Genomic DNA, 23,372 nt, shown 5'->3' with positions numbered 1-23,372 from the left:
GATTTAATTAATTTAATTATTTTGTTGAATCTTATTTAAAATAATACATTTTCAACTGTTAATTATAATTTATGATATTTTTTTGAGAAAATTAGTTTTTTGTGTTTTTATATTATAAAGAAGGGTATAACTAACCAAGCACAAAAAGTCCTCCAAACTTTAGTGTGGAATATATTTTCGAGATTGACGTCGCTTTTCGAAGCGGCGTTTTTGTTTTATACTGCATATAGTAAGACTATTTAAAAAAGGGATGTATATTGTGAGATTATTGAGTATATTGTCATTTTTATGTAGCCTGGCGATAACAGTTGTTATTATATATGGCGTTATCATGATGGCTGGTGACTTAATGGGGTTAACAACATTTAATAATCAATTATTAATTGTAGGTCTAGCATTTGTATTATTGAGTGGTTTGTTTGGAAAAAGTAAACCACGATTGTCAATGTTAGTGCTATTTATTGGATTTATAATTGTAATTGTTAATTAATAAATAATAAAAGGAGTGAAAAGGAATCAATGTTTACCAATGATTTCTTTTCACTCCTTTTTATATGAGTCATTTTATCAAAAATAACTAAGCTTTAAATGATTCAATATTGCCTTGAAGTTTTTGATCCATGTCATTAGCTATTTTTAATAATAATTGTTTTATATCTTTTGAAGTTAATTCATTATCAGCAGTAACTTTGATAATTAAGCCTAAATCCGTTTTAATATGGAAAGTCGTACGGTTATTTTCAGATACGCTTCTTAATATTTGCATCTTAATCACCCCGTTTTCAAATTACAGAATTATCGTTTGACGTATAACTAAACAGTATTAATGAGATAATTCAATTAACATAGTGTAAAATGTTAATTTGATATAAGTTTAATATATTTGAGATGAAATGAATAATAATTAGCTTCTGATATAGTGATGTGATTATTTAATGTATTTAGGTATCATCTTGATATAGATAAGTTCGCCTAATAATTCACATAATGTTTGTGTAATAATGACTGTAGTTGTAATGGTTACCCAATGGTTTGGTAAACCTAATGCTAAAGGTAGGACAACTAGTGCATTTCTTGTACTAGAACTAAATGCAATGGTCCTTTTGGTTTCTTGTGTTACTTTAAATAATTTACCACATAAGGTACCTATTAAAGGAGCAATGATTAAAAAACAAATATAAATAGGTATAACTGTAATGACAATATTTAAATTATGGATAATTTTATTTATTTGTGATCCTACAATTGAAAATAAAACGAGAGCCATAAAAATTTCGGGAAGCCAAGATGTGAACTTTAATATTTGATTTATGTTTTTGGACTTATTACTAGAATATTGCAATAGAAGTGCTAATAATAAAGGGAAAATTATAAACATCAAAAACGACTTAAAGAATGGTAAAATATCTATTTGTGAAAAAATATCAGTGTTTAGAAATAGTGTGAAATATAAAGGTAATAATAAAATTTGGCATATAAACAGTAGTGGTGTAGCAAATAACATGAGTTGTTCGTTTCCTTTTCCTAATGCATTAAAAACAAGAACGTAGTCAATACAAGGCGTTAGTAGAACAAGATACAACCCGATTAGGATAGGTGCATCTGAAATATCAAACAATAAGATCAAGCCATAAACAAATAAAGGAATAACAATAAAATTTGATATTAATAATGCCAAAATAGACTTTATATTAAGCAAACTGTGTTTGATGTTAAAAAATGGAATTTGTGAAAACATACTAAACATAAGTAGAAACAAACTAGCAGAAATTATAGATTCTAATATGTTGGCAAAAATATTTGATATTAAGCCAACAAGGACACCGCTTAAAAGTGCTATAAAATAAATGTAAATTTGGTACTTTTCAATCAAGGATTTTATATATTGCATAATAACCTCTCATTTATCAATTTTTGTTCATGGATTTATTTCATACACAGTCAGTAATACAGAATAACCTGAAATAAAAAAAGTGGTGAGAAATCATGTATGCCATTTTGATTTCAAGTCCCACTTCTTTATATGAACTAGTTTCGATTTTATTTTTTGTCTTTATCTTGAACACTTACTTTGTTTTCAATTTTATCATCATTTGTGCTATCAATACTTAGAAGTAATGCACGAATAACTAAAACACCAGATATAAGTAATAACAGATTTTTTAATAGTTTCATATTTTCACCCACTTGTATGAATTTAAATGTTTGTTACAAAATAATTATATTTATATACATCATACACTAAAACCTACCGACTAAATAAAAAATACTATTGTGTTTGTTTCCTTTATATAAGGGTTATTTAAAGGTCGACGACGTAAAGTGTTGAATTTTCTTCATCGACAGTTACTTTTAATTCATCACTATTATTTTCAATTGTGGTATTAACAACATTTCCTTGCTCAATCGTAAAGAAAATTTGGCTTAAAATACCCATCGCATAATCATTAATTGGACTTACAAGAGAAATAGAAGTTGTATCTTCTTGTATCATAAATTGCTTTTGACTTTGATTTATTAATTGCCAATTAGGTAAATAGGTTAATTTCATAATTGTCACTCCTTAATATTGCTACATTTTTAAAATTTTTCTAAAGAAGAATATTAAATTTTGAATTAATTGATTGTGAAAGGGAATAAGTTCACCAAATACATAAGAATAAGAGGTGATAGCATGATTGTTTTATTATCTATTATATTAGCATTAATTTTTGCTTTTCTAGCAACAATGCCATTTTTATTTATAAATACGAGGTTGCATGAAAATGTTAATCACTCTAAGGAAGAGATACGCCATGAAAAAATAAGAGCGATTAAACGTTTTGTGTATTTTTTTATATTAATTATTATTTTGTTAATGGTTTTTCATTTCATTACAAATTGAATTGATACGTATAAAATACAAACATAAGTGCGAGCATATTTGATTCGTTTTTTAAATTAAATGACTTATGTTATAGAAGTAGGAGGAAATGTTGCTTTTTAAGTGATTCATGGGTGAAAGCTTGTAATAAAGCGCCACTTATAAATTGATTTTAAGTGGCACCTCAGAAGCTTATGGTATCGTTTAGTTTAAACTAAGATTGTTTGATCGTATACGCATTGAATTGATATTGAACGCCTAAATATGATCTAACTGAAAATAATGGTAAAGAGTATACCCACAACACCAAAAATAATTAACATAACGGTCAGTCCGAGTAAAGATTCTTTGGTTTGTTGTGTGTCTTTCAACTTATAAAATATTAAAGAAATAATTCCACAAATTAAAAATATGAGTGAAAGCCAAAATACAATCATGAAATGTAAACTCAAATTCTTGTCCCTCCTTTGTAATGTCATCTAGCTATAATACTTGATGATTTTATTCAATAACTTAAAAATTAATTGTTTTTAGTTTTGTAAGCTCGTTTGTATTATATTTTATCATTTATTCATAAGATGCCATAGTGTAAGATATTTTCACGAATTTGGTTAGAAAAATTAAATTGTGGAAATAGAATATCATCATGATTATGTTTAACGTAGAAAAGAGGAATTGCATGAGCAATTTTAAAGTAAAATTGGATAGGGCAAGACAAGCAGTAAATGAAATACAAGATTGTAACAGTAAAGATTTTCAAGAAGCAGAACAGTTAATTGTAGAATTGAAGCAAGCAATTAGAAATGACTTAATGCCACAAACTGAGCAAGAAGACAAAAGATTAAAAGACATTGCAAGCAAATTAAATACACATATTAAAACGGGTTTTGAAAATTTTCATACACCTCAGGATATAAGTCATTATTTAGAGTCAGCTTTTCAACGTGGTAAAAAAGATAAAACGTACGGGAGAGCATTAATATTAATTGAAGAAAATGAAATGATAGAACAAGTGAAAGTACATTTTGATGATAGAGCACAAAACGCCAAGTTAATTAATAACATTTTAGAAAAATTAATTGAACTGAGTGTAGAAATAATGCCAACCGAATATACAGAAATATTGAAAATTGAAAAAGCATATTTCGAAAAAACATTTGCCAATTAAAAAGAATTAGCGTATAAACATTAAAATTTTAGATTTTATTAATTATAACGGTGTATAATAGCAGTGAATCAAATAAGTAAGGAGATAGAAAATTATGAATGAAGTAAATAAAATAATTTATATTGTTTTAGCGGTGTTTTTAGGAAGTTTTGGAATTCATAAGTTTTATGCTAGAAAAACTGGTATGGGTCTTTTGTTCCTCGTATTTTGTTGGACAGGTATTCCACAAATTTTAGCTATTATAGGTGCGATTATTACAGTATTTAAACCTGCAGATCAAAATGGCAATGTTTTAGTTTAAAACTATGATATAAAATAAAACGAGGCTGGGACATAAATCCCATTCTCAAAATAAGAGGGCAAATCCTTAACAATGGATTTGTCCTCTTTATATTTAAAATCTTCCGATTTTGATCGTGCATGCTTGCCTGGGAATATGGCTCGAGCCTGTAGTCTCTCGCTCATATCATTTCCCCGGGCGTCAGCACAATGCAAAATCGTTTGAAATATTTATCAAGATACAAAAGCAAAGGCTCATTAGAAACAATTCATTACCTCTAATATATTGATGAAGTTCTTATTTTATAAAATTAATAACATGAATTAGCCAGAAATCATAAGTAATAAAGAATTGGACCTTTTGATATGAGAATAATATGCGATTTTGACCGTGCATGCTTGCCTGGGGTATGGTTCGAGCCTGTAGTCTCTCACTCATACTATTCCCCCGGCGTCCGCACGTTACAAAATCAGTACAATAAAATTTATGTATGAAAAACAATTCAAAAACGAATAAGAAGATAATGAAGCATTTTAATTGGGAGTATTTTAAATCTCAAATTAATCAACAGCTTTCATAACCAGAGATTAAAAAATCTACAGTCAAAGAAAAATTGATGTAGAACCAGTTTTTTGATTCATGAAGGCTATTTTAGGTTTCACTCGAATGTCAGTTCGAGAGATAGACAAAGTCAAAAGAGAATTAGGATTTGTCCTAATGGCATTGAATGTAAGGAAAATAAGAAAACGACAATTTCTACATTATTTCAATAGAAATTATCGTTTTCTGTTTAGTCAGAGACATTTACGTCCTGAACTCGTTTTTATATTTAAAAATATAATGACATCAATCAAATTAAAATGAAAAAGTATTTAATTTTTATTGCTTTAGCAATAGAATTCATAAACTTTACAATATTTACAATTTTGATTAAATACTATGAAAACAACAATTAAACTGTTCATTTTTAAATTTAAAAATGAACAGTGATAGACAAATAAATATTATTTGTTATGATTATGAAAAGGCTTTAAATAGTAAGACATGTAACGATTAAAATTTAAATAATCGAGGTAATGCTTATGACATTCTATGATTTTATAAATGACTTTGTTAATGACGACACGCCACTTGGTCAACTTGCCTATTTTATAAATAAAGATAAGAATTTCCCTAAACATGCAACAGGATATCATGAATTATATGCATACTTTAAAACGAATTATAATTATAATGAAATAATGACGTCTGCAAAAAGAGCATTAAGTTTATATCTGAATAACTTAAGTGTCAATTAGCATAAAGATTCATTGTTCATAATACCAGTTTCTTATTTTCAGAGCATATTTAATGTCTTCCGTTCTAAAGTTAATTTCATTATTTCTAATTGAAAAAGGTTCAATGATATCTTGAGCCATCCAGGTATTAATAAGTTCTGTAGGTAGGCCATCTAATTCCATGTCACTTTTACTTAGAACAAAACATTCCCAATCGAGAGAAATTTTTGAAGGATTAATATATACACACTCATTAATCTGATTCATAAAAACACTCCTTAACATTGTAAATCCGACGTTAAGTTTTACCCAAGTACAAATAAAATAAAACGACAATTTTATTTTATTTGTCTACTAATTGATGAAAAAATAATAAATGATGGAAATTTGTTATTTTAAAGTATTCTAAAGTGTATAATTATAATCGTTTGTCTACTAATGAATAATAATATGTATTTGTTGATAATCATTAATATATAAATATAAGCACAGACTAAAAGCATGTCATCAACTAATTAATTGGCGATTTAAATTATAAACTCGTATACAAATAAAGAACTCATCCAATTTGATGTGGATGAGTTCTTTTTGTATTCAAAAGCTAACATTTTTGTTTACTGTGCATATTTTTCTTGAAGTAAGTTGAGATATGCATTTTTACCACGGTATAATTCCTAAAATACAAGCTACAAAAATCATAAATAGACTAGATCCAACAGCCCATTTTATTACTATGCGTTGGTTTTGGCCGTATTCTATATCTAGCATACCTACAAGTAAGTAACCAGCAGCATATAATGGACTTAACACATGTAAAGGCTGACCTAAAACTGAAGCTCTCGCCATATCAACTTTGGAAATACCAAATTGTTGCGCAGATTCAGCTAAAATAGGTAATACACCATAATAGAAAGGATCATTTGCCATAAAGTATGTAAATGGTCCACTCAAAATTGCTGTGATTAACGCAAAATGAGTGCCCATAGCATCTGGTATGATTTGTACCAAAGTATTAGCCATTTCGTTAACCATTTTTGTTCCATTCATTACACCTGTAAATATACCTGAAGCAAAAACAAGACTGATTACAGAAAGTACATCTCCAGCATGTTTTTTTACAACAGAATTTTGAATACTTAAATTAGGATAGTTTAGTAATATTGCAAAGCCAAACCATAGCATAAACAAGACTGGTATTGGCATTAAGCCGATAACCAGACAGACGATTAATGAAATTGTTAGTATTGCGTTTGGAATAAGCATTTTTGGTCTTTTTAATAAAGATTCTTCTTTTGTATCGGTAGGTTTTATATCATTTAAATCAATATTTGTATTTGATGTAATATACTTTTTTGAACGCTTTCCAAGTATGTAAGCAACTCCAAAAGCAAATAATATACCAGCAATCATTGCAGGTATGATAGGCACAAAGACCTCTTCAGTAGTTACTTGCAAAGATGAAATCGCACGTGCAGTGGGGCCACCCCAAGGCAACATGTTCATTACACCGATAGATAGAAGCGCCAATGTAGATAAAGTATATAGACTCATGCCAATCTTTTTATAAAGTGGCATCATTGCAGTTACGGTGATGATGAAAGTAGTGGTACCATCACCATCTAGTGCTACCATGGATGCTAAAATTACAGTGCCTATTGCTATTTTTACTGGATCCCCTTTAACGACTTTTATAATTTGATTAATGACTGGTTCAAATAAGCCAGCATCTATCATAACGCCAAAATAAAGTATGGCAAAAGTCAGCATAATTCCAGTTGGTGCAACAGTTTCTATGCCATCTAACATAAACTTACCTAAACCTGCATAGAAGCCACCAATCAAAGCAAAAATGGTAGGTATAACAATTAACGCAGTTAAAGCTGACATTTTACGTGTCATAATTAATACCATAAAGATGATAATCATAATAAAACCGAGAATTGCTAAGTTCATATATTCAATTTTCCCCCTTTGTTTTTATCATTATATACTTTTCAGAAATTTTTTGAAAATAAAATATTACTCTTTTTTTAAAAGTATATGCTAAAAAAACACTTCATAACTCAAATAAATAGTTATGAAGTGTTTTGCGATTATTAAATATTATAAAATAAATATGTATTTATAAAATTAAATGAAAAAATTTATTACATATGATTTCCAAAAAGGGTAACTTAGTAGTGCTAAAGAAAATAATGATACCAACATAGCAAAAATATTAGCAATACGATCCCCGCGTAAACATGCATATAAATTAATAAGTAGTACACCCAATATGAATAACAGACCAGCTAATATTTGCATGTCTCCTTCTAAAATTTTATTAACTGCTAATAATGGTGTTGCTAATGTAATTAATGACAAGAACAGTGATAATAATGTCGTTGCATATTTCAAATTGTTCAGTCCTCTCTAAGAAATACTTTTATTAATCTAATGTTATAAATGATAGCTTAATAAAATAATATTTGCTTAACAATTTAATTGCAAGTCATTTTTATATATGGCGTAACATTTATCAAAATGATGATTAACGAAAAGTGTCAAATTATAGTAGTAAGGAGGCGTCTGTATTGTGAATGAGTAGTATAAAAGACTTGTTTATTCGAATAAAGTCATATCCTCACCATTGAAATAGTAAATCAACCAATGTTCATCAACATAATCTACATCATATTTTCTGGCAAATTTTTCTATTGCAAGTAATTCAAAATTTAAATTACTAAAAAAGACTTTGCCACTAATATTATTTGATATAAGTGAAGTCATTAGAATTTCAATTTGTTTATCATGGCAGATTTGGAATACATATTTCATTAATTGTTTGGCAATTTGTTCTTTGAGTTCATGGTTATTACCCATAACACACATATTTTCGATTACTGCTTTGTGTGACAGGCTGTAATTTTGATTAAATATAAGTGTTACAGCACCTATCAAAACACTATCTCGAAAGGCTCCAATGACAATTGATTGATTTGAATTAGTAGAAAGTAAATCGTTTAAATTGAGTTCGGCTAAGCATCGATCATTTTGTAATTTCCAAGCAAATACGTCAAGATCTTCATGAATGCCACGTTTTAATAATGTTCTATAGTTGGGTAAATCATCGATTGATAGATAACGTATATTTGTCATTGTATGCCTCCTAAACTTTATAAACCATTTATATAATAGATTAATAAATTTTACAGCCGTATTAAATTTGATTTTAAGGGAAAAAGGATAATTGAGCAACACTATATTTAATTTTATTCAAAAACATGGAATCATTTTTAATTTAAAAAACAAAAAATATGAAGTTTTTAAGTGTTTAATTGCATTTAATTTAATTTTTAAGTAACGCGAATGGATATGATAATTATGGTATAATATGGTGGATGATATATTATGAGCGGAGGCACGATAAGTGGAATCTTTAATGACTATTATAGTTTCGCTAATTTTGCTTATCTTGATTTCTTTTGCCATATTAATGATTTACATCTGGATTAATTATAAAGATGAAGACAATTAATAAAAAAGAGAAAACGATCAAAAGACATCATGACATAAGCATAAGCAGTATTAAAACAACAAAAAACCCCCAAATTCGATTAGGAATTTGGGGGTTTAGCATTATCGTTATTCTACTACTTGTACATTTAAATCTACGTCAATATTACCGCGTGTTGCTTTTGAATATGGACAAAATTCATGTGCATCTTGTAGATATTTTTCTGCATCTTCTTGTGATAAAACGTTTTTAACTTTTGCATCTATTGAAACGCTTAATTTAGGGCTTTCAGCCTCTGGGTCATCTTCTAAACGTACAGTTAAAGTGACTTCAGGTTCAGCGCCTCTCACTTTATTTTGTTTAAGAATTAAATCAAATGCACCATTAAAACATGACGCATAACCTGCTGCAAATAATTGTTCAGGGTTAGTACCTTTTTCAGCATCAGCTTGTGCTGGAGGAATGACTGCTACATCAATTGCTTTATCATCTGTTTGAACGTGACCGTTACGACCACCTGTATTCGTTGCTTTTGTTTCATAATTTACTGCCATTATATTACCTCCTAAATTACTTATATAACGACTATACCCTGTAAATTAAATTTAAATCATATAAAAAGGTGAATAGATTTTTATTATTTACTTAAACGATGCTCTTTTAAGATTGTGTTCGTTCTCAATATTGTTATACAATAATTTTAATGTTGAGTGAAAAGGAAGTTTTTTAAATGTCTGAAGTAAAAATTGCAGTAACGATAGAACCAGAAAGTGAAATTTCACAAACTTTTTTAAACGATTTAATAAAATATCAAACATCTATCGATATAATTGAATTAAGAGTTGATCAGTGGGCAACACCAAGAGTTGATGACATAGCTAATGTCATTGATAAATTATATAAGCTAAATTTAAACAAGAAAATTTTAGTTACTTATCGCACACAATCACAAGGCGGTAAAGGTGATTTGCCGATTGATGCGTACATTAAATTACTTGAAAGTATAATTGAAATAGACCATGTGGATATGATTGATGTTGAATTTGAAATTAACCATCAATCTCATTATATAGCGAACTTGATTGATCAAGCCCATAAAAATGATATTGAAGTTATATTGTCTTATCATGATTTTCAAAAAACGCCACCATTGGTTCAGTTAAAACATTTGTATTTTAAAATGCATCAAATGAATCCAGATTACTTAAAAGTTGCGGTCATGCCTTATAGTAAAGAAGATGTCTTAAATTTATTATCAGCATTATCAGCAACAGTTGATACAGTGCCGCAACAAGTGATTGGCATTGCTATGTCAAAATTAGGCATCATTTCAAGAACTGCACAAGGTATTTTTGGTGGTGCAGTATCATATGGTTGTTTGGATAATCCTAAAGCACCTGGACAGATACAAGTTGAAACTTTGCGCGCGCAATTAAAGCTATATCAGTAGTTTGAAAATCTAATCGTACTATCTTATAATTGAAAATAGTTATCAATAGTGAAAGGGCGATATTAGATGGAACTACAAGATGCAATAGCGCAACGAAGAAGTATAAAGGTCTTTAGAAGAGATATGAACATAGATGACGATGCTTTATATGAAGCGATACAGCGTGCTACAGATGCACCCAATCACGGCTTGAGAGCACCTTGGAGAGTGGTTCATATCGCAAAAGATAGATTGGGAGATATGAGTAAACAATTAACTGAAATTGCTTTTCCTAATCTGAGAAAAAAGCAGGAAGATCACTATAAAGTTGCTACCAATTTAGGTGGTATGCTTGCATTAATTGTTAAAGAAGATCCAAGACAAAAAGAAAGTTTAGAGAATAATATGGCATTTGGTGCATTTGCACAAAATCTTATGCTATTACTTTTTGAATCAGGTATAGGTACCTGTTGGAAGTCACCGGCTTATATTTTCAATCCTGAAATACGCAAAATATTTGGTGTGAAAGATGATGAGCGTTTAGTTGGATTACTATATTTGACTGATTTGGAAGATTTAGAAAAAATGCCACATCGAGAACGTCAACAAAATCAAGTCATTGATAAGTTTTAAATAGAACAATTCGGGACATAAATGTCTCTGACCAAACAGAAAACGATAATTTCTATTGAAATAATGTAGAAATTGTCGTTTTCTTTATTTTTATCAAGTAGTGTAGTTCGTCGAGCTACTATTTTCCTTAAATTTAATGCCGTTAGGACAAATCCTAATTCTCTTTTGACTTTGTCTCCCCCTCGAATTGACATTCGAGTGAAACCTAAAATAGCCTTCATGAACTCAAAAACTGCTTCTACATCAATTTTTCTTTGACTTTAGATTTTTCAGCCTCTGGTTATGAAAGCTGTTGATTAATTTGAGATTTAAAATATTCCCAATTAAAATGCTTCATTATCTTCTTATTCGTTTTTGAATTATTTTTTCATACATAAATTTTTAAGTGGACATTTTAAACAATCATCACATTCGTATAATTTGAGTCATGTTATAATCTTTATACATAAAGCACCTCGTTAATTTGGTTTAGTAGTGTTTATTAAATTATACGAAAGGGCCTTATTTTTTTGAATAAAAAATGCAAATTGTACTGATTTTGTAACGTGCTGACGCCCGGGGGAATATTATGAGTGAGAGACTACAGGCTCGTGCCATATCCCCAGGCAAGCATGCACGGTCAAAATCGAATATTATTCTCATATCAAAAGGTCCAATTCTTTATTACTTATGATTTCTGGCTAATTCATGTTATTAATTTTATAAAATAAGAACTTCATCAATATATTAGTGGTAATGAATTGTTTCAAATGAACCTTTGCTTTTGTATCTTGATAAATATTCCAACGATATTGCATTGTGCTGACGCCCGGGGAAATGATATGAGCGAGAGACCACAGGCTCGAGCCATATCCCCAGGCAAGCATGCACGATCAAAATCGGAAGATTTTAAATATAAAGAGGGCAAATCCATTGTTAAGGATTTGCCCTCTTATTTTGAGAATGGGATTTATGTCCCACATCTTTTTAATGCTTATTTCAAAATTTTGATTGTTTAAAAGTTAAAATTAATAGAATTAAACCAATAATTACTCGAACGTTTCAGCTAGGAATGATTCAACTTGTTCAGGAGATTTAGCATTTGCTGAATGTAAATGTGCTAATTTCTCTCCATTTTTAAAAACTAGTAAACTTGGAATACCCATAACGTCATTTTCAGCTGCAGCGTCTTCCAATTCATCGCGGTTAACAGTGTACCAGTTATAATTGTTATATTTTTCTACAATTGGGTCAATCCACATGTCCATTGCTTTACAATCTGGACACCATCCTGCTTCAAACTTAACGATGACTGGTTCGTCACTTTGTACTGTATTTTTAAATTGATCATTAGTATTAATTGATTCCATAATTAGACTCCTTTATAAAAGATATTATTGTAAACATTATAACCGACAATTTGCAGTTATTAAAAAAATCAGCTTAATAATTAGAGCGTTTTTGTTATAAGTTTGTTATATTAGTGTTAACTAAGCATAGGAGGTCCTGAAAAATGATAAAATTTTACCAATATCCTAATTGTACAACTTGTAAAAAAGCTGCAAAATTTTTACAAGCATACGGGGTAAGTTTTGAACCTATCGATATTGTGCAACATACACCAACTAAAAATGAGTTTAAAGAAATCATTAATACTACAGGTATTGATATCAATAAACTATTTAACACGCATGGTGCAAAATATCGTGAATTAGGCCTTAAAGATAAATTAAAAGACCTTTCCGATGAAGAAAAACTAGATTTATTATCCTCGGATGGCATGTTAGTGAAACGACCACTCGCTGTATTAGGTGATAAAGTAACAGTAGGTTTTAAAGAGGAACAATACAAGGAAACTTGGTTGTAAACACATTTTCTTTTACAATTCATTTTTAACAACTTTTGAGAATAATAGTTATATGCTTTGAAAAAGTTTTGTGCGATGAATTGTGAAACATGAGAAGTATTGTAAAATCAATTAAATAGTTGATTGTAAGCCTTTCATATGGCATCATGAATATGTAAAAACATTTAGGAGGGGATTCTCGTGGCAGTACCAAGTGAATTAAAATATTCTAAAGAACATGAATGGGTAAAAATTGATGGAAATACAGTGACGATTGGTATCACTGAGTATGCGCAAAGTGAATTAGGTGATATCGTATTCGTTGAATTACCTGAAACTGATGACGATATTGACGAAGGTGAATCTTTTGGTAGTGTTGAATCAGTAAAAACAGTTTCAGAACTTTATGCGCCTGTTTCAGGTAAAGTTGTAGAAACAAATGATGAACTAGAAGATAGTCCAGAATTCGTTAATGAATCACCATATGAAAAAGCATGGATGGTTAAAGTTGAGTTAAGTGATGAAAGTCAATTAGACGAGTTAATGTCAGCTGACCAATATTCTGAAATGATTGGTGAATAATATGAAATCAAACTCCACGATACGATATATCATGGAGTTTTTATTTTATCCTATAATGAAAGGCTGAATTTTAATTCAATATTCAAGTTGTTTTTGAAGTATAAATTACTTTTAAAAGTATCATTAATAATATCATTGATGATAAAATGAATATTCAATTATTAAGATTATAATAAGAATCTATAATAAATGTTTATGTTGATAATGTCTGGTGTAGAACTAAATATAAAATTGAATTTACTATCACATTTAGAGGTGAATGTCATGGCGATATTAAACCAAGTTATCATTGTCGAAGGGAAAACAGACAAGAAACGGGTGAAGCAGGTGATTGACCAACCTATTGAAATCATTTGTACTAACGGTACTATGGGGATTGATAAGTTAGATGAAATGATTGAATCATTATACGACAAGCAAGTTTATGTACTTGCAGATGCAGATGATGAGGGTGAAAAGATACGTAAATGGTTTAAAAAATATTTAAGTGAAAGTAAACACATTCACATAGACAAACAATATGGTGAAGTAGCGAGATGCCCTAAAGCCTATTTGTCAAAAGTATTAGCAAAACATGGATTTTTAGTGAAAGATGAAGAAAAAGTAGCAAAAGCAAAGTTAGATTATATTGCTGAAAGGGTCAGTTTATTAACATGAATGTACAGAGTGAAACGCGTGTTAATGTTTTAGAACACGTAGATAAAGAAAAATATCTAATTTTTGGTTATACACCAACCTGTGGTACATGTAAAGTATCGGAACGAATGTTAGATATTGCGAATGAAATTTTAAAATTACCAATCACTAAAATAGATTTAAATTTCCATCCTGATTTTAGCCAACAACATGAGATACAATCAGTACCGATACTTATGCTTATGTCCAAAGGAGAAGAACAAAAAAGAATTTATGCATTTCAATCAGTGCCTTATTTGTTAGAAAATTTAAAATAATTATTGACGAATCTTTAGTACAATGGTAGGATTATGGATAATTAAATAATGAACTCTTATCACGAGAGGTGGAGGGATGTGCCCTATGAAGCCCGGCAACCGTCTTTAATAGAAATGGTGCCAATTCACATAAAGTAGATAAACTTTAGAAGATGAGAGAAGCGGGTATGCTTTCTCTATTCTTCGGTGAAAAGAGAGAGCATTTTTTAATTGAATGAGCAATACAAGGAGGAAACGGCAATGATTGAATTAAATCAAATCGTTAAGAGATATAAAACGAAAAAACACGATGTGTTAGCAGTAGATCATGTTGATTTAAGCATTCAATCAGGCTCGATTTTTGGTGTGGTTGGTTTTTCAGGCGCAGGTAAAAGTACTTTGATAAGACTTTTAAATCATCTTGAACAACCAACTTCAGGAGACGTCATCATTGATGGAGATACCATAGGGAAATTATCGAAATCAGAATTGAGAAAAAAACGTCAAAAAGTGAGCATGATTTTTCAACATTTTAATCTATTGTGGTCACGTAATGTTTTGAATAATATTACTTTTCCATTAGAAATTGCTGGTGTATCACGCAGTGAAGCAAAAAAACGAGCGATGGAATTAGTGGAATTGGTAGGACTAAAAGGTAGAGAAAATGCCTATCCATCAGAATTATCAGGTGGACAAAAACAGCGTGTGGGTATTGCACGTGCGTTAGCAAATGAGCCTAATGTCTTGCTTTGTGATGAAGCGACAAGTGCATTAGACCCTCAAACAACAGATGAAATTTTAGAATTATTATTAAAAATTAAAGAAGAAAGAAATTTAACGATCGTTATTATCACACATGAAATGCAAGTCATCAGACGCATTTGTGATGAAGTGGCAGTAATGGAAAATGGTCGTGTTATTGAACAAGGAAATGTGTCAACTGTTTTTGAAAATCCTCAACACGAAGTAACAAAACGCTTTGTCAAAGAAGATTTAAATGATGAATTTGACGAATCCATTTCTGAATTGATCGATTTAGATGAAAGTGCGTATGTCGTACGTTTGAATTTTACAGGAAACAATACAACTGAACCGTTAGTGTCATACATAACAAAGACACATAATATTGATGTCAATATTCTTGAAGCAAATATTAAACATACTAAAGATGGTGCACTGGGCTTTTTAGTATTGCATTTATTAGATGTAAATTCTGAAAAATTCGAAAAGTTCAAAAATGATTTAGGTGCACAACATGTTTCTGTGGAGGTGTTAAAGCATGGGTAGTTCATTCAGCGAGATTCTACAGGAAATGCTAACGATGCCTAATGTAAGTTGGGACGAGGTTTGGTTAGCTACATATGAAACAATTTATATGACAGTGATATCTACAATATTTGCTTTTGTTTTTGGTTTGATACTTGGTGTGCTTTTATTTTTATCTGCTAAAAGTCAATCGCCTGTGGCTAGAGTGTTTTACAGCGTTGTATCATTTGTAGTGAATTTATTCAGAGCAATACCATTTATTATTTTAATTTTACTACTCATACCATTTACGAGTTTAGTACTTGGAACGATTAGTGGTCCAACAGGTGCTTTGCCAGCACTTATCATCAGTGCAGCACCATTCTACGCAAGATTAGTGGAAATCGCTTTTAAAGAAATTGACAAGGGTGTTATTGAAGCTGCTTGGTCAATGGGAGCTACAACATGGACAGTAGTTAAAAAAGTGTTGTTACCTGAAGCAATGCCAGCGTTAATATCTGGAATAACTGTAACAGCAATTGCTTTAGTAGGATCTACTGCAGTAGCTGGTGTAATTGGAGCCGGCGGTTTAGGTAACTTAGCATACTTAACTGGCTTCACACGAAACCAAAACGATGTCATATTCGTTTCTACAATTTTAATCTTAATTATTGTTTTTATCATCCAATTCATTGGAGACCAAGTTACAAATAAAATAGATAAACGTTAAGTTAAAGGGGACAATTATATGAAAAAAATATTTAGTTTAGCTTCAATAATAGCTTTAGCATTAATATTAGCTGCTTGTGGTAATGGCGGTGGAGGTAAAGATAAGACAATTACAGTTGGTGCCTCTCCAGCCCCACATGCTGAAATCTTAGAAAAAGCAAAACCAATTTTAAAAGATAAAGGCTATGACTTAAAAATTAAAACGATTAACGATTATACGACACCAAATAAATTATTAGATAAAGGTGAGTTAGATGCTAACTTCTTCCAACATACACCATATCTAAATACTGAAAAGAAAGACAAAAATTATAAAATTGAATCAGCAGGGAACGTACATTTAGAGCCTATGGCTGTTTATTCAAAGAAATATAAAAGTTTAAAAGACTTACCAAAAGGAGCTACTGTTTATGTTTCAAATAACCCTGCAGAAGAAGGTCGTTTCTTAAAATTCTTCTCTGATGCAGGATTAATCAAAATTAAAAAAGGTGTTAAAACTGAAGACGCTAAATTTGATGATATCGTAGAAAATAAAAAAGATATCAAATTTAACAATAAACAATCAGCAGAATATCTACCTAAGATTTATCAAAAAGAAGATGCTGACGCAGTAATCATTAATTCTAACTTTGCAATTGATCAAAAATTAAGTCCTAAAAACGATTCAATTGTTTTAGAAAAAGCAAAAGACAATCCATACGCTAACTTGATTGGTGTCAAAGAAGGTCATAAAGACGATGAAAAAATCAAAGCATTAATGGATGCATTACAGTCTAAAGAAATTAAAGATTACATCAATAAAAAATATGACGGTGCAGTAGTACCAGCTAAATAATAGCGAAAATATTAACAAACCCTTTAACTTTAATAGTTGAAGGGTTGTTTTTGTTTGATTAATTTTAGAAAAAGGGCATAAAAAAGTAGCGGTGTGTGGAATAAGACATATAAAAATACGAATGCTTTAGGATATATTAACTCGGTTGCACTTGCACAAATTTGTTCATAATATCCTCATCAACAAGTGTATTATGCAATTGTGTAGTGAGGTGTTGCTCGATGAGCTTAATAATCTAAAGGATTGATCATTGCTTTTTGAGATGAAGTTATATTTATTTACTTTGCTTACAAGATGATTTTAAATAGAAAAATTACATATTTGAATTTCACAGTTTTATGGCGTAAAATTAAATTATGTTTGAGTGAATTGCTTTAAAGCACGAAAATGTTGATGGTGTTTTTCAATACCACAATATCATTCAAACTGTGATAGGGAGAACTTAAAATTGGGCGCACCTTATTTCAGAATATAGGCTGCGTCATTATATATAGGCATTCATCATATATCATTTCGCTATTGATGTATAAGCATGAATGTAAAATAGCCCGGATGTGGTATGGATTTGTTACTAAACTACTTAGTTAGTTATAGCAACGAATCATTACCATTCCGGGCTTTATGTTTTTGATAAGGGCAGAAATCAAATATTATATAGTGATTGCGTTGTCAAAATGCTTATGTAAGCTTCCGATAAATACACAATCCTATTTTAATATGGTTTATACATAGAAAAATTAAAAATCATCGCTTGTAATATGTCCTAGTTTGTAGCTAATAAAGTAGCCTAAAATTACTGTAATAATAGAAATAATCCAAGTGAAAACATCATTTGGCAGACCAGGAAATACTGCATACAGCGATCCTACAACAAAACCAATGATAAGTGCATAGGTTAAGTAAGTGTAATGGTTTAAAAGGTATTGAATCAATTTACTAGAAAATAAGAATCCGCAAATAATCCCAATACCTACGACCATTAAGATTGGTACAGCTTTAAAATTTAAAGACATAAATTCTGAAATTGAAAACATTACAGTACCATATACACCAAATACTAATAACATAAAGGATCCTGAAATGCCTGGTAGTAACATTGCACTAGAAGCACAAACACCTGCAATAAAATATTTAATAATAAGAGCAGTTGATAATTCAAGTGTTTCTCCTGCATGTTTATCACCATTATTTAACAAGGTGATCACTACAATGATTATAATACCAAGTAAAACGAGTAAATAATGAGAAGTTTGAAATGTTTGTTTAACTCTTGCTGTATTTAATAAATAGGGTATGATGCCTGCTATTAGTCCAACAAATAGAAACATGGTTGGTACGGTGTGTTCACTTAAAAGATAATTAATTACTTTGCTCAATAAGCCAATAGCAATTATCATCCCTATTCCAATAGGAATCAGGAATTTTAAGCTTTCCCAAAACTTCTTTGAAAATATTCCGCTAATAGACCGTATAAAATCATCATAAATACCTAGAAGCAAAGCGATAGTACCTCCGCTTACACCAGGTACTAAATCGGAAGTACCCATTGCAAATCCTTTCCATAGATTTGACCACTTAATTTTTGACATACCAAAATCCTTTCTATCTAAAATATATTGAAAATGATAGCACAATTTTTCTTAGAACTATATTAAAAACAAAAGTTAAAATGAGTGAATGATTATAGAATATACTTTGCTTATAATAGATAGTTATAGGAATAATTGAGTTGAGAACATCATATCTTATATTATCAGTTAAAGAAATGATTAACGTACTATCAAAAATCATTGTATTTTGATAACAATTTTAATTTAGCACTTGAAAAGGTTTATATTCCAACACAACTGCGTTATAATTAGAAGGTGTAACAAGGGCTCAGTCTTTTGACTGTAGATTAAAATTATTATAAACTAGATAGGAAAAACATATCATATAATACGGAGGGAATATGTATGCCATCAACATTAGAAATTAAAGACCTACATGTGTCTATTGAAGATAAAGAGATTCTTAAAGGTGTTAATTTAACAATTAATACAGGAGAAATACATGCAGTAATGGGGCCTAATGGTACAGGTAAATCAACATTATCATCTGCAATCATGGGACACCCAAGCTATGAAGTAACACAAGGTGAAGTACTATTAGACGGCGTTAACATTTTAGAACTAGATGTTGATGATCGTGCCAAAGCTGGATTATTCTTAGCTATGCAATATCCATCAGAAATCACTGGTGTAACGAATGCAGACTTTATGCGTTCTGCGATAAACGCGAAACGTGAAGAAGGCGAAGAAATTAATTTAATGCAATTCATTAAAAAGTTAGACAAAGAAATGGACTTTTTAGATATTGATCAAGATATGGCACAACGTTATTTAAATGAAGGATTTTCAGGTGGGGAGAAAAAACGTAATGAAATTCTTCAGTTAATGATGCTAGAACCTAAATTTGCTATTTTAGATGAAATTGACTCAGGACTTGATATTGACGCATTAAAAGTAGTTTCAAAAGGTATCAATCAAATGCGTGGAGAAACGTTTGGTTCATTAATCATTACGCACTATCAACGACTATTGAATTATATTACACCTGATCATGTACACGTTATGTATGGTGGTAAAATTGTTACTTCAGGAGGACCTGAATTAGCGAAACGTCTTGAAGAAGAAGGTTATGAATGGGTTAAAGAAGAGTTTAATGCTGCAGAATAAGTCTTAATTCATATGAAAAATAATATTATAGATGAAGATTTAGGTTTTGATTTATACCGATGAGTTAAATCATACAATCATCAAATGGGAGGAAAAAAGTATGACGACTGAAACTTTGAACATTTCTGAAGCACAACTTGTTGAATATTCACAAGCCCATAATGAACCTTCTTGGTTAACTGAATTACGTAAAGAAGCGTTGCAATTAACTGAAACTTTAGAAATGCCAAAACCAGATAAAACAAAAATCACGAGATGGGACTTTGATTCATTTAAACAACATGAAACAAAGGGTAACGTTTATGAATCATTAGAAGAATTACCAAGTGAAGTTAGAGAGATTATTGATGTTGAAAACACTGAGAATTTGGTTATCCAACATAATAATACATTAGCATTCACAAAAGTTTCTGATTCAGCTCAAAATGATGGTGTTGTCGTTGAAGGCTTAGCAGAAGCTTTGATTAACCATCCTGATTTAGTAAAAAAATATTTCATGAATGAAACTGTTACAGTTGATGAACATAGATTGACAGCACTACATACTGCATTGCTAAATGGTGGCGTATTTGTATATGTTCCCAAAAATGTAGTGGTTGAGCATCCAATCCAATATGTAGTATTACACGATGATGAAAATGCAAGTTTCTACAACCATGTCATTATTGCAACTGAAGAAAGTGCTGAAGTAACTTATGTTGAAAACTATTTATCAATCGCAAGTGGAGAAGGTAACCAACTTAACATTGTTTCAGAAGTAAGTGCTGGTGCTAATTCAAAAATCACATACGGTTCAGTAGATTATTTAGATAAAGGTTTCACTGGCCATATTATTCGCCGCGGTGTTACTGAATCAGATGCTACTATAAATTGGGCGTTAGGTTTAATGAACGAAGGTAGTCAAATCATTGATAATACAACTAATTTAATTGGTGACCGTTCTGAAAGTGAACTCAAATCAGTGGTTGTAGGTACTGGTAGTCAGAAAATTAATTTAACTTCTAAAATTGTGCAATATGGTAAAGAAACAAATGGCTACATCTTAAAACACGGTGTAATGCTAGAAGGCGCGCAAACAGTATTTAATGGTATTGGCTATATTAAACATGGTGGTACGAAATCTATTGCGAACCAAGAATCTCGTGTTCTTATGTTATCTGAAAAAGCGCGCGGTGACGCGAACCCTATCTTACTTATCGATGAAGATGATGTAGAGGCTGGACATGCTGCATCCGTTGGCCGTGTTGACCCTGAACAATTATATTATTTAATGAGCCGTGGTATTTCTCGTCATGAAGCTGAACGTCTCGTTATTCATGGTTTCTTAGATCCAGTTGTACGTGAATTGCCAATTGAAGATGTTCAACGTAAATTACGTGAAGTAATCGAATTAAAAGTTAATAAATAATAAATAATAAATACAATTGAATCCGCAGCAAAATAATATTAAGAGAATGTGATTGAACATTATTATAAAATGCTCAGATTAAATGAATTAATATACGTTAGTTTGTTGTATTTCTTAAATTGCTACGGTTTCTTTATTGATTTTTTAAATTAAGAAAGGTCTGTGGATAATTTGACCCAATCACTAAATGTTAACGAAATATTAAAAGACTTTCCAATTCTTAACCAAAAAGTTAACAATAATCGCCTTGCTTATTTAGATACAACTGCTACTAGTCAAACACCAACACAAGTCATTGATGTTATAGCTGATTATTATAAACGTTATAACTCTAATGTACATCGTGGTGTACACACACTTGGATCATTAGCAACTGATGGTTATGAAAGCGCACGTGAAACAGTCAGACGTTTCATTAATGCAAAATATTTTGAAGAAATTATCTTCACACGTGGAACGACAGCTTCCATTAATGTTGTAGCACATAGTTATGGAGATGCGAATATTTCTGAAGGTGATGAGATTGTAGTCACTGAAATGGAACATCATGCTAATATAGTGCCTTGGCAACAATTAGCGAAACGCAAGAATGCATCTTTAAAGTTCATTCCAATGACAGATGAAGGTGAACTTACAATTGAAAATATAAAAGCGACAATTAATGATAATACAAAAATTGTAGCTATCACGCACGTTTCAAATGTACTAGGTACAATTAATGACATTAAGGCTATCACAGACATTGCGCATGAACATGGTGCTATCGTGAGTGTGGACGGTGCACAAGCAGCGCCACACATGGATTTAGACATGCAATCATTAGATGTTGATTTTTATAGTTTTAGTGGTCATAAAATGTTAGGACCTACTGGTATCGGTGTACTTTATGGTAAACGCGCCTTACTTGACGAAATGGAACCGGTCGAATTTGGTGGAGACATGATTGATTTCGTTGAAAAATATGATGCTTCTTGGGCAGATTTACCTACGAAATTTGAAGCTGGTACGCCATTAATTGCGCAAGCGATTGGTTTAGCTGAAGCAATTCGCTATATTGAAAATCTAGGTTTTGATGCGATACAAGCACATGAACATGAATTGACGACGTATGCTTACGATAAGATGTCTGAAATTGAAGGTATTGAAATATATGGTCCACCAAAAGACAGACGTGCTGGTGTTATAACTTTCAATATGACTGATGTTCATGCACATGATGTAGCGACTGCAGTTGATACAGAAGGCGTTGCTGTTAGAGCAGGGCATCACTGTGCACAACCGTTGATGAAATGGTTGAATCAATCGTCAACTGCACGTGCAAGTTTCTATATTTATAATACTAAAGAAGATATTGATCAGTTAGTAGAATCCTTGAATCAAACGAAGGAGTTTTTCTCATATGAATTTTAATAATTTAAACCAGTTGTATCGTTCAGTCATTATGGATCATTATAAAAACCCTAGAAATAAAGGGAGTCTAGATACTGGTGCAATGACAGTAGATATGAATAATCCAACTTGTGGGGATCGCATCCATCTTACGTTTGATATTGAAGATGGTTTTATCAAAGATGCTAAATTTGATGGAGAAGGTTGTTCAATTTCAATGTCAAGTGCTTCTATGATGACAGAGGCAGTAAAAGGTCACTCTTTAGCTGAAGCAATGCAAATGAGTCAAGAATTCACAAAAATGATGCTTGGTGAAGATTATGAAATCAGTGAAGCAATGGGAGATATAGAAGCACTACAAGGTGTTTCTCAATTCCCAGCTAGAATTAAATGTGCTACTTTGGCTTGGAAAGCTTTAGAAAAAGGCACAGTTGAAAAAGAAGGAAATACAGAAGACTAATCCATGTTGATACGTTGACATTGTGTAAATTTCCATTCACACTAGACATAACATCAAGATTAGGATGTAATTACGATGTAACTACAAATGAAGTTGTCTTGACG

Annotated in this window: 29 protein-coding genes, 2 pseudogenes and 1 riboswitch; of the genes and pseudogenes, 18 read left to right on the top strand and 13 right to left on the bottom strand. The window is 30.8% G+C overall.

Annotation, left to right across the window (positions count from 1 at the left end; translation table 11 throughout):
• Positions 1–259 precede the first annotated feature (259 nt).
• Positions 260–490: a hypothetical protein gene (locus FYJ81_RS04620; RefSeq protein ID WP_026034740.1), complete on the top strand. Its 231-nt coding sequence runs from the start codon at positions 260–262 to the stop codon at positions 488–490.
• An 87-nt stretch (positions 491–577) separates the two neighbouring features.
• Here the strand turns inward: FYJ81_RS04620 and FYJ81_RS04615 are convergent, their stop codons facing one another.
• The 5 genes from FYJ81_RS04615 to tsaT all read right to left on the bottom strand — a co-directional run bounded on the left by FYJ81_RS04615 (position 578) and on the right by tsaT (position 3,315).
• Positions 578–766 (bottom strand): hypothetical protein, encoded by a 189-nt coding sequence (locus FYJ81_RS04615; protein WP_019467911.1) that lies wholly within the window; start codon positions 764–766, stop codon positions 578–580.
• 162 nt (positions 767–928) lie between these two features.
• Positions 929–1,891, bottom strand: a complete 963-nt coding sequence (locus tag FYJ81_RS04610) for an arsenic resistance protein (protein ID WP_154409358.1) — start codon at positions 1,889–1,891, stop codon at positions 929–931.
• 149 nt (positions 1,892–2,040) lie between these two features.
• A complete protein-coding gene (locus tag FYJ81_RS13225) occupies positions 2,041–2,175 on the bottom strand; it encodes a hypothetical protein (RefSeq protein WP_258230502.1) in 135 nt (44 codons plus the stop codon).
• Between the two features lie 127 nt (positions 2,176–2,302).
• The gene (locus FYJ81_RS04605; RefSeq protein WP_154409357.1) at positions 2,303–2,551 is read right to left on the bottom strand and encodes a hypothetical protein; all 249 of its coding nucleotides are present in this window, start codon (positions 2,549–2,551) and stop codon (positions 2,303–2,305) included.
• A gap of 581 nt (positions 2,552–3,132) precedes the next feature.
• Complete coding sequence (gene tsaT / locus FYJ81_RS04600) at positions 3,133–3,315, bottom strand: type II toxin-antitoxin system toxin TsaT (protein WP_107385374.1); 183 nt, start codon at positions 3,313–3,315, stop codon at positions 3,133–3,135.
• Between the two features lie 227 nt (positions 3,316–3,542).
• On the opposite strand from tsaT, the gene FYJ81_RS04595 reads away from it, so the two are divergent.
• From FYJ81_RS04595 to FYJ81_RS04580, 4 genes and pseudogenes are all read left to right on the top strand, one after another.
• Positions 3,543–4,031, top strand: coding sequence for a hypothetical protein (locus FYJ81_RS04595; protein WP_107386684.1), 489 nt, complete (start codon positions 3,543–3,545; stop codon positions 4,029–4,031).
• Positions 4,032–4,125: 94 nt separating this feature from the next.
• Entirely contained in the window at positions 4,126–4,332 is a 207-nt protein-coding gene (locus tag FYJ81_RS04590) for a TM2 domain-containing protein (RefSeq protein WP_107385367.1), read from the top strand.
• A 466-nt stretch (positions 4,333–4,798) separates the two neighbouring features.
• Positions 4,799–5,152, top strand: a pseudogene (locus FYJ81_RS13070) (transposase); the annotation flags it as partial.
• A 241-nt stretch (positions 5,153–5,393) separates the two neighbouring features.
• Positions 5,394–5,609 carry a sterile alpha motif-like domain-containing protein gene (locus FYJ81_RS04580; protein WP_107384306.1) on the top strand — a complete coding sequence of 72 codons (216 nt, stop codon included), beginning with the start codon at positions 5,394–5,396 and terminating at the stop codon, positions 5,607–5,609.
• Positions 5,610–5,618: 9 nt separating this feature from the next.
• Here FYJ81_RS04580 and FYJ81_RS04575 read toward each other — a convergent pair whose 3' ends face one another.
• From FYJ81_RS04575 to FYJ81_RS04555, 5 genes are all read right to left on the bottom strand, one after another.
• On the bottom strand, positions 5,619–5,855 hold the full coding sequence (locus FYJ81_RS04575; protein ID WP_107384305.1) for a hypothetical protein: 237 nt from the start codon (positions 5,853–5,855) through the stop codon (positions 5,619–5,621).
• Positions 5,856–6,245: 390 nt separating this feature from the next.
• Positions 6,246–7,541, bottom strand: coding sequence for a CitMHS family transporter (locus FYJ81_RS04570; RefSeq protein WP_107384304.1), 1,296 nt, complete (start codon positions 7,539–7,541; stop codon positions 6,246–6,248).
• A gap of 177 nt (positions 7,542–7,718) precedes the next feature.
• Positions 7,719–7,985, bottom strand: coding sequence for a hypothetical protein (locus tag FYJ81_RS04565; protein ID WP_107386611.1), 267 nt, complete (start codon positions 7,983–7,985; stop codon positions 7,719–7,721).
• A gap of 204 nt (positions 7,986–8,189) precedes the next feature.
• A complete protein-coding gene (locus FYJ81_RS04560) occupies positions 8,190–8,726 on the bottom strand; it encodes a GNAT family N-acetyltransferase (RefSeq protein WP_107386610.1) in 537 nt (178 codons plus the stop codon).
• Positions 8,727–9,212: 486 nt separating this feature from the next.
• The gene (locus tag FYJ81_RS04555) at positions 9,213–9,638 is read right to left on the bottom strand and encodes an organic hydroperoxide resistance protein (RefSeq protein ID WP_040030180.1); all 426 of its coding nucleotides are present in this window, start codon (positions 9,636–9,638) and stop codon (positions 9,213–9,215) included.
• Positions 9,639–9,814: 176 nt separating this feature from the next.
• Between FYJ81_RS04555 and aroD the strand changes: the two genes are divergently transcribed.
• Both aroD and FYJ81_RS04545 read left to right on the top strand, forming a co-directional pair.
• Positions 9,815–10,534, top strand: coding sequence for a type I 3-dehydroquinate dehydratase (gene aroD / locus FYJ81_RS04550; protein WP_107384301.1), 720 nt, complete (start codon positions 9,815–9,817; stop codon positions 10,532–10,534).
• A 66-nt stretch (positions 10,535–10,600) separates the two neighbouring features.
• Complete coding sequence (locus FYJ81_RS04545) at positions 10,601–11,146, top strand: nitroreductase family protein (RefSeq protein ID WP_107384300.1); 546 nt, start codon at positions 10,601–10,603, stop codon at positions 11,144–11,146.
• Here FYJ81_RS04545 and FYJ81_RS04540 read toward each other — a convergent pair.
• A pseudogene (locus tag FYJ81_RS04540) lies at positions 11,143–11,568 on the bottom strand (transposase); the annotation flags it as partial. The gene FYJ81_RS04545 and the pseudogene FYJ81_RS04540 sit on opposite strands and share 4 nt — an antisense overlap.
• Before the next feature lie 606 nt (positions 11,569–12,174).
• Positions 12,175–12,495 carry a thioredoxin family protein gene (locus FYJ81_RS04535; protein WP_107384299.1) on the bottom strand — a complete coding sequence of 107 codons (321 nt, stop codon included), beginning with the start codon at positions 12,493–12,495 and terminating at the stop codon, positions 12,175–12,177.
• Between the two features lie 143 nt (positions 12,496–12,638).
• Between FYJ81_RS04535 and FYJ81_RS04530 the strand changes: the two genes are divergently transcribed.
• The 7 genes from FYJ81_RS04530 to FYJ81_RS04500 all read left to right on the top strand — a co-directional run bounded on the left by FYJ81_RS04530 (position 12,639) and on the right by FYJ81_RS04500 (position 17,294).
• The gene (locus FYJ81_RS04530) at positions 12,639–12,992 is read left to right on the top strand and encodes an arsenate reductase family protein (RefSeq protein WP_107384298.1); all 354 of its coding nucleotides are present in this window, start codon (positions 12,639–12,641) and stop codon (positions 12,990–12,992) included.
• A gap of 180 nt (positions 12,993–13,172) precedes the next feature.
• Positions 13,173–13,553, top strand: coding sequence for a glycine cleavage system protein GcvH (gcvH, locus tag FYJ81_RS04525; protein ID WP_019469771.1), 381 nt, complete (start codon positions 13,173–13,175; stop codon positions 13,551–13,553).
• A 264-nt stretch (positions 13,554–13,817) separates the two neighbouring features.
• Positions 13,818–14,210, top strand: a complete 393-nt coding sequence (locus tag FYJ81_RS04520; RefSeq protein WP_019469770.1) for a toprim domain-containing protein — start codon at positions 13,818–13,820, stop codon at positions 14,208–14,210.
• Positions 14,207–14,506: a thioredoxin family protein gene (locus FYJ81_RS04515; protein ID WP_154409356.1), complete on the top strand. Its 300-nt coding sequence runs from the start codon at positions 14,207–14,209 to the stop codon at positions 14,504–14,506. Before FYJ81_RS04520 ends, FYJ81_RS04515 begins: the two co-directional genes overlap by 4 nt.
• A 53-nt stretch (positions 14,507–14,559) precedes the next feature.
• Positions 14,560–14,665, top strand: a riboswitch (SAM riboswitch).
• Between the two features lie 81 nt (positions 14,666–14,746).
• Positions 14,747–15,772 carry a methionine ABC transporter ATP-binding protein gene (locus FYJ81_RS04510; protein WP_107384296.1) on the top strand — a complete coding sequence of 342 codons (1,026 nt, stop codon included), beginning with the start codon at positions 14,747–14,749 and terminating at the stop codon, positions 15,770–15,772.
• Complete coding sequence (locus tag FYJ81_RS04505) at positions 15,765–16,460, top strand: methionine ABC transporter permease (protein ID WP_107384295.1); 696 nt, start codon at positions 15,765–15,767, stop codon at positions 16,458–16,460. The genes FYJ81_RS04510 and FYJ81_RS04505 overlap by 8 nt, the downstream gene beginning before the upstream one ends.
• Positions 16,461–16,478: 18 nt before the next feature.
• A complete protein-coding gene (locus tag FYJ81_RS04500) occupies positions 16,479–17,294 on the top strand; it encodes a MetQ/NlpA family ABC transporter substrate-binding protein (protein WP_107384294.1) in 816 nt (271 codons plus the stop codon).
• 737 nt (positions 17,295–18,031) lie between these two features.
• Here the strand turns inward: FYJ81_RS04500 and FYJ81_RS04495 are convergent.
• Entirely contained in the window at positions 18,032–18,883 is an 852-nt protein-coding gene (locus FYJ81_RS04495; protein WP_154409355.1) for a DUF368 domain-containing protein, read from the bottom strand.
• A gap of 366 nt (positions 18,884–19,249) precedes the next feature.
• Between FYJ81_RS04495 and sufC the strand changes: the two genes are divergently transcribed.
• The 4 genes from sufC to sufU all read left to right on the top strand — a co-directional run bounded on the left by sufC (position 19,250) and on the right by sufU (position 23,268).
• On the top strand, positions 19,250–20,011 hold the full coding sequence (gene sufC / locus FYJ81_RS04490) for a Fe-S cluster assembly ATPase SufC (protein ID WP_019469764.1): 762 nt from the start codon (positions 19,250–19,252) through the stop codon (positions 20,009–20,011).
• Between the two features lie 100 nt (positions 20,012–20,111).
• On the top strand, positions 20,112–21,419 hold the full coding sequence (gene sufD, locus FYJ81_RS04485; protein ID WP_107384292.1) for a Fe-S cluster assembly protein SufD: 1,308 nt from the start codon (positions 20,112–20,114) through the stop codon (positions 21,417–21,419).
• 171 nt (positions 21,420–21,590) lie between these two features.
• Positions 21,591–22,829 (top strand): cysteine desulfurase, encoded by a 1,239-nt coding sequence (locus tag FYJ81_RS04480; protein ID WP_154409402.1) that lies wholly within the window; start codon positions 21,591–21,593, stop codon positions 22,827–22,829.
• Positions 22,819–23,268, top strand: a complete 450-nt coding sequence (gene sufU / locus FYJ81_RS04475) for a Fe-S cluster assembly sulfur transfer protein SufU (RefSeq protein ID WP_107384290.1) — start codon at positions 22,819–22,821, stop codon at positions 23,266–23,268. The genes FYJ81_RS04480 and sufU overlap by 11 nt, the downstream gene beginning before the upstream one ends.
• Positions 23,269–23,372: the final 104 nt, after the last annotated feature.

It is taken from the genome of Staphylococcus sp. McC-251-APC-3A2 (assembly GCF_009695665.1).
Classification (GTDB): domain Bacteria; phylum Bacillota; class Bacilli; order Staphylococcales; family Staphylococcaceae; genus Staphylococcus; species Staphylococcus cohnii.
The sequence above is the reverse complement of the archived record's forward strand: the minus strand, read 5'-3'. Positions and strand labels throughout refer to the sequence as shown.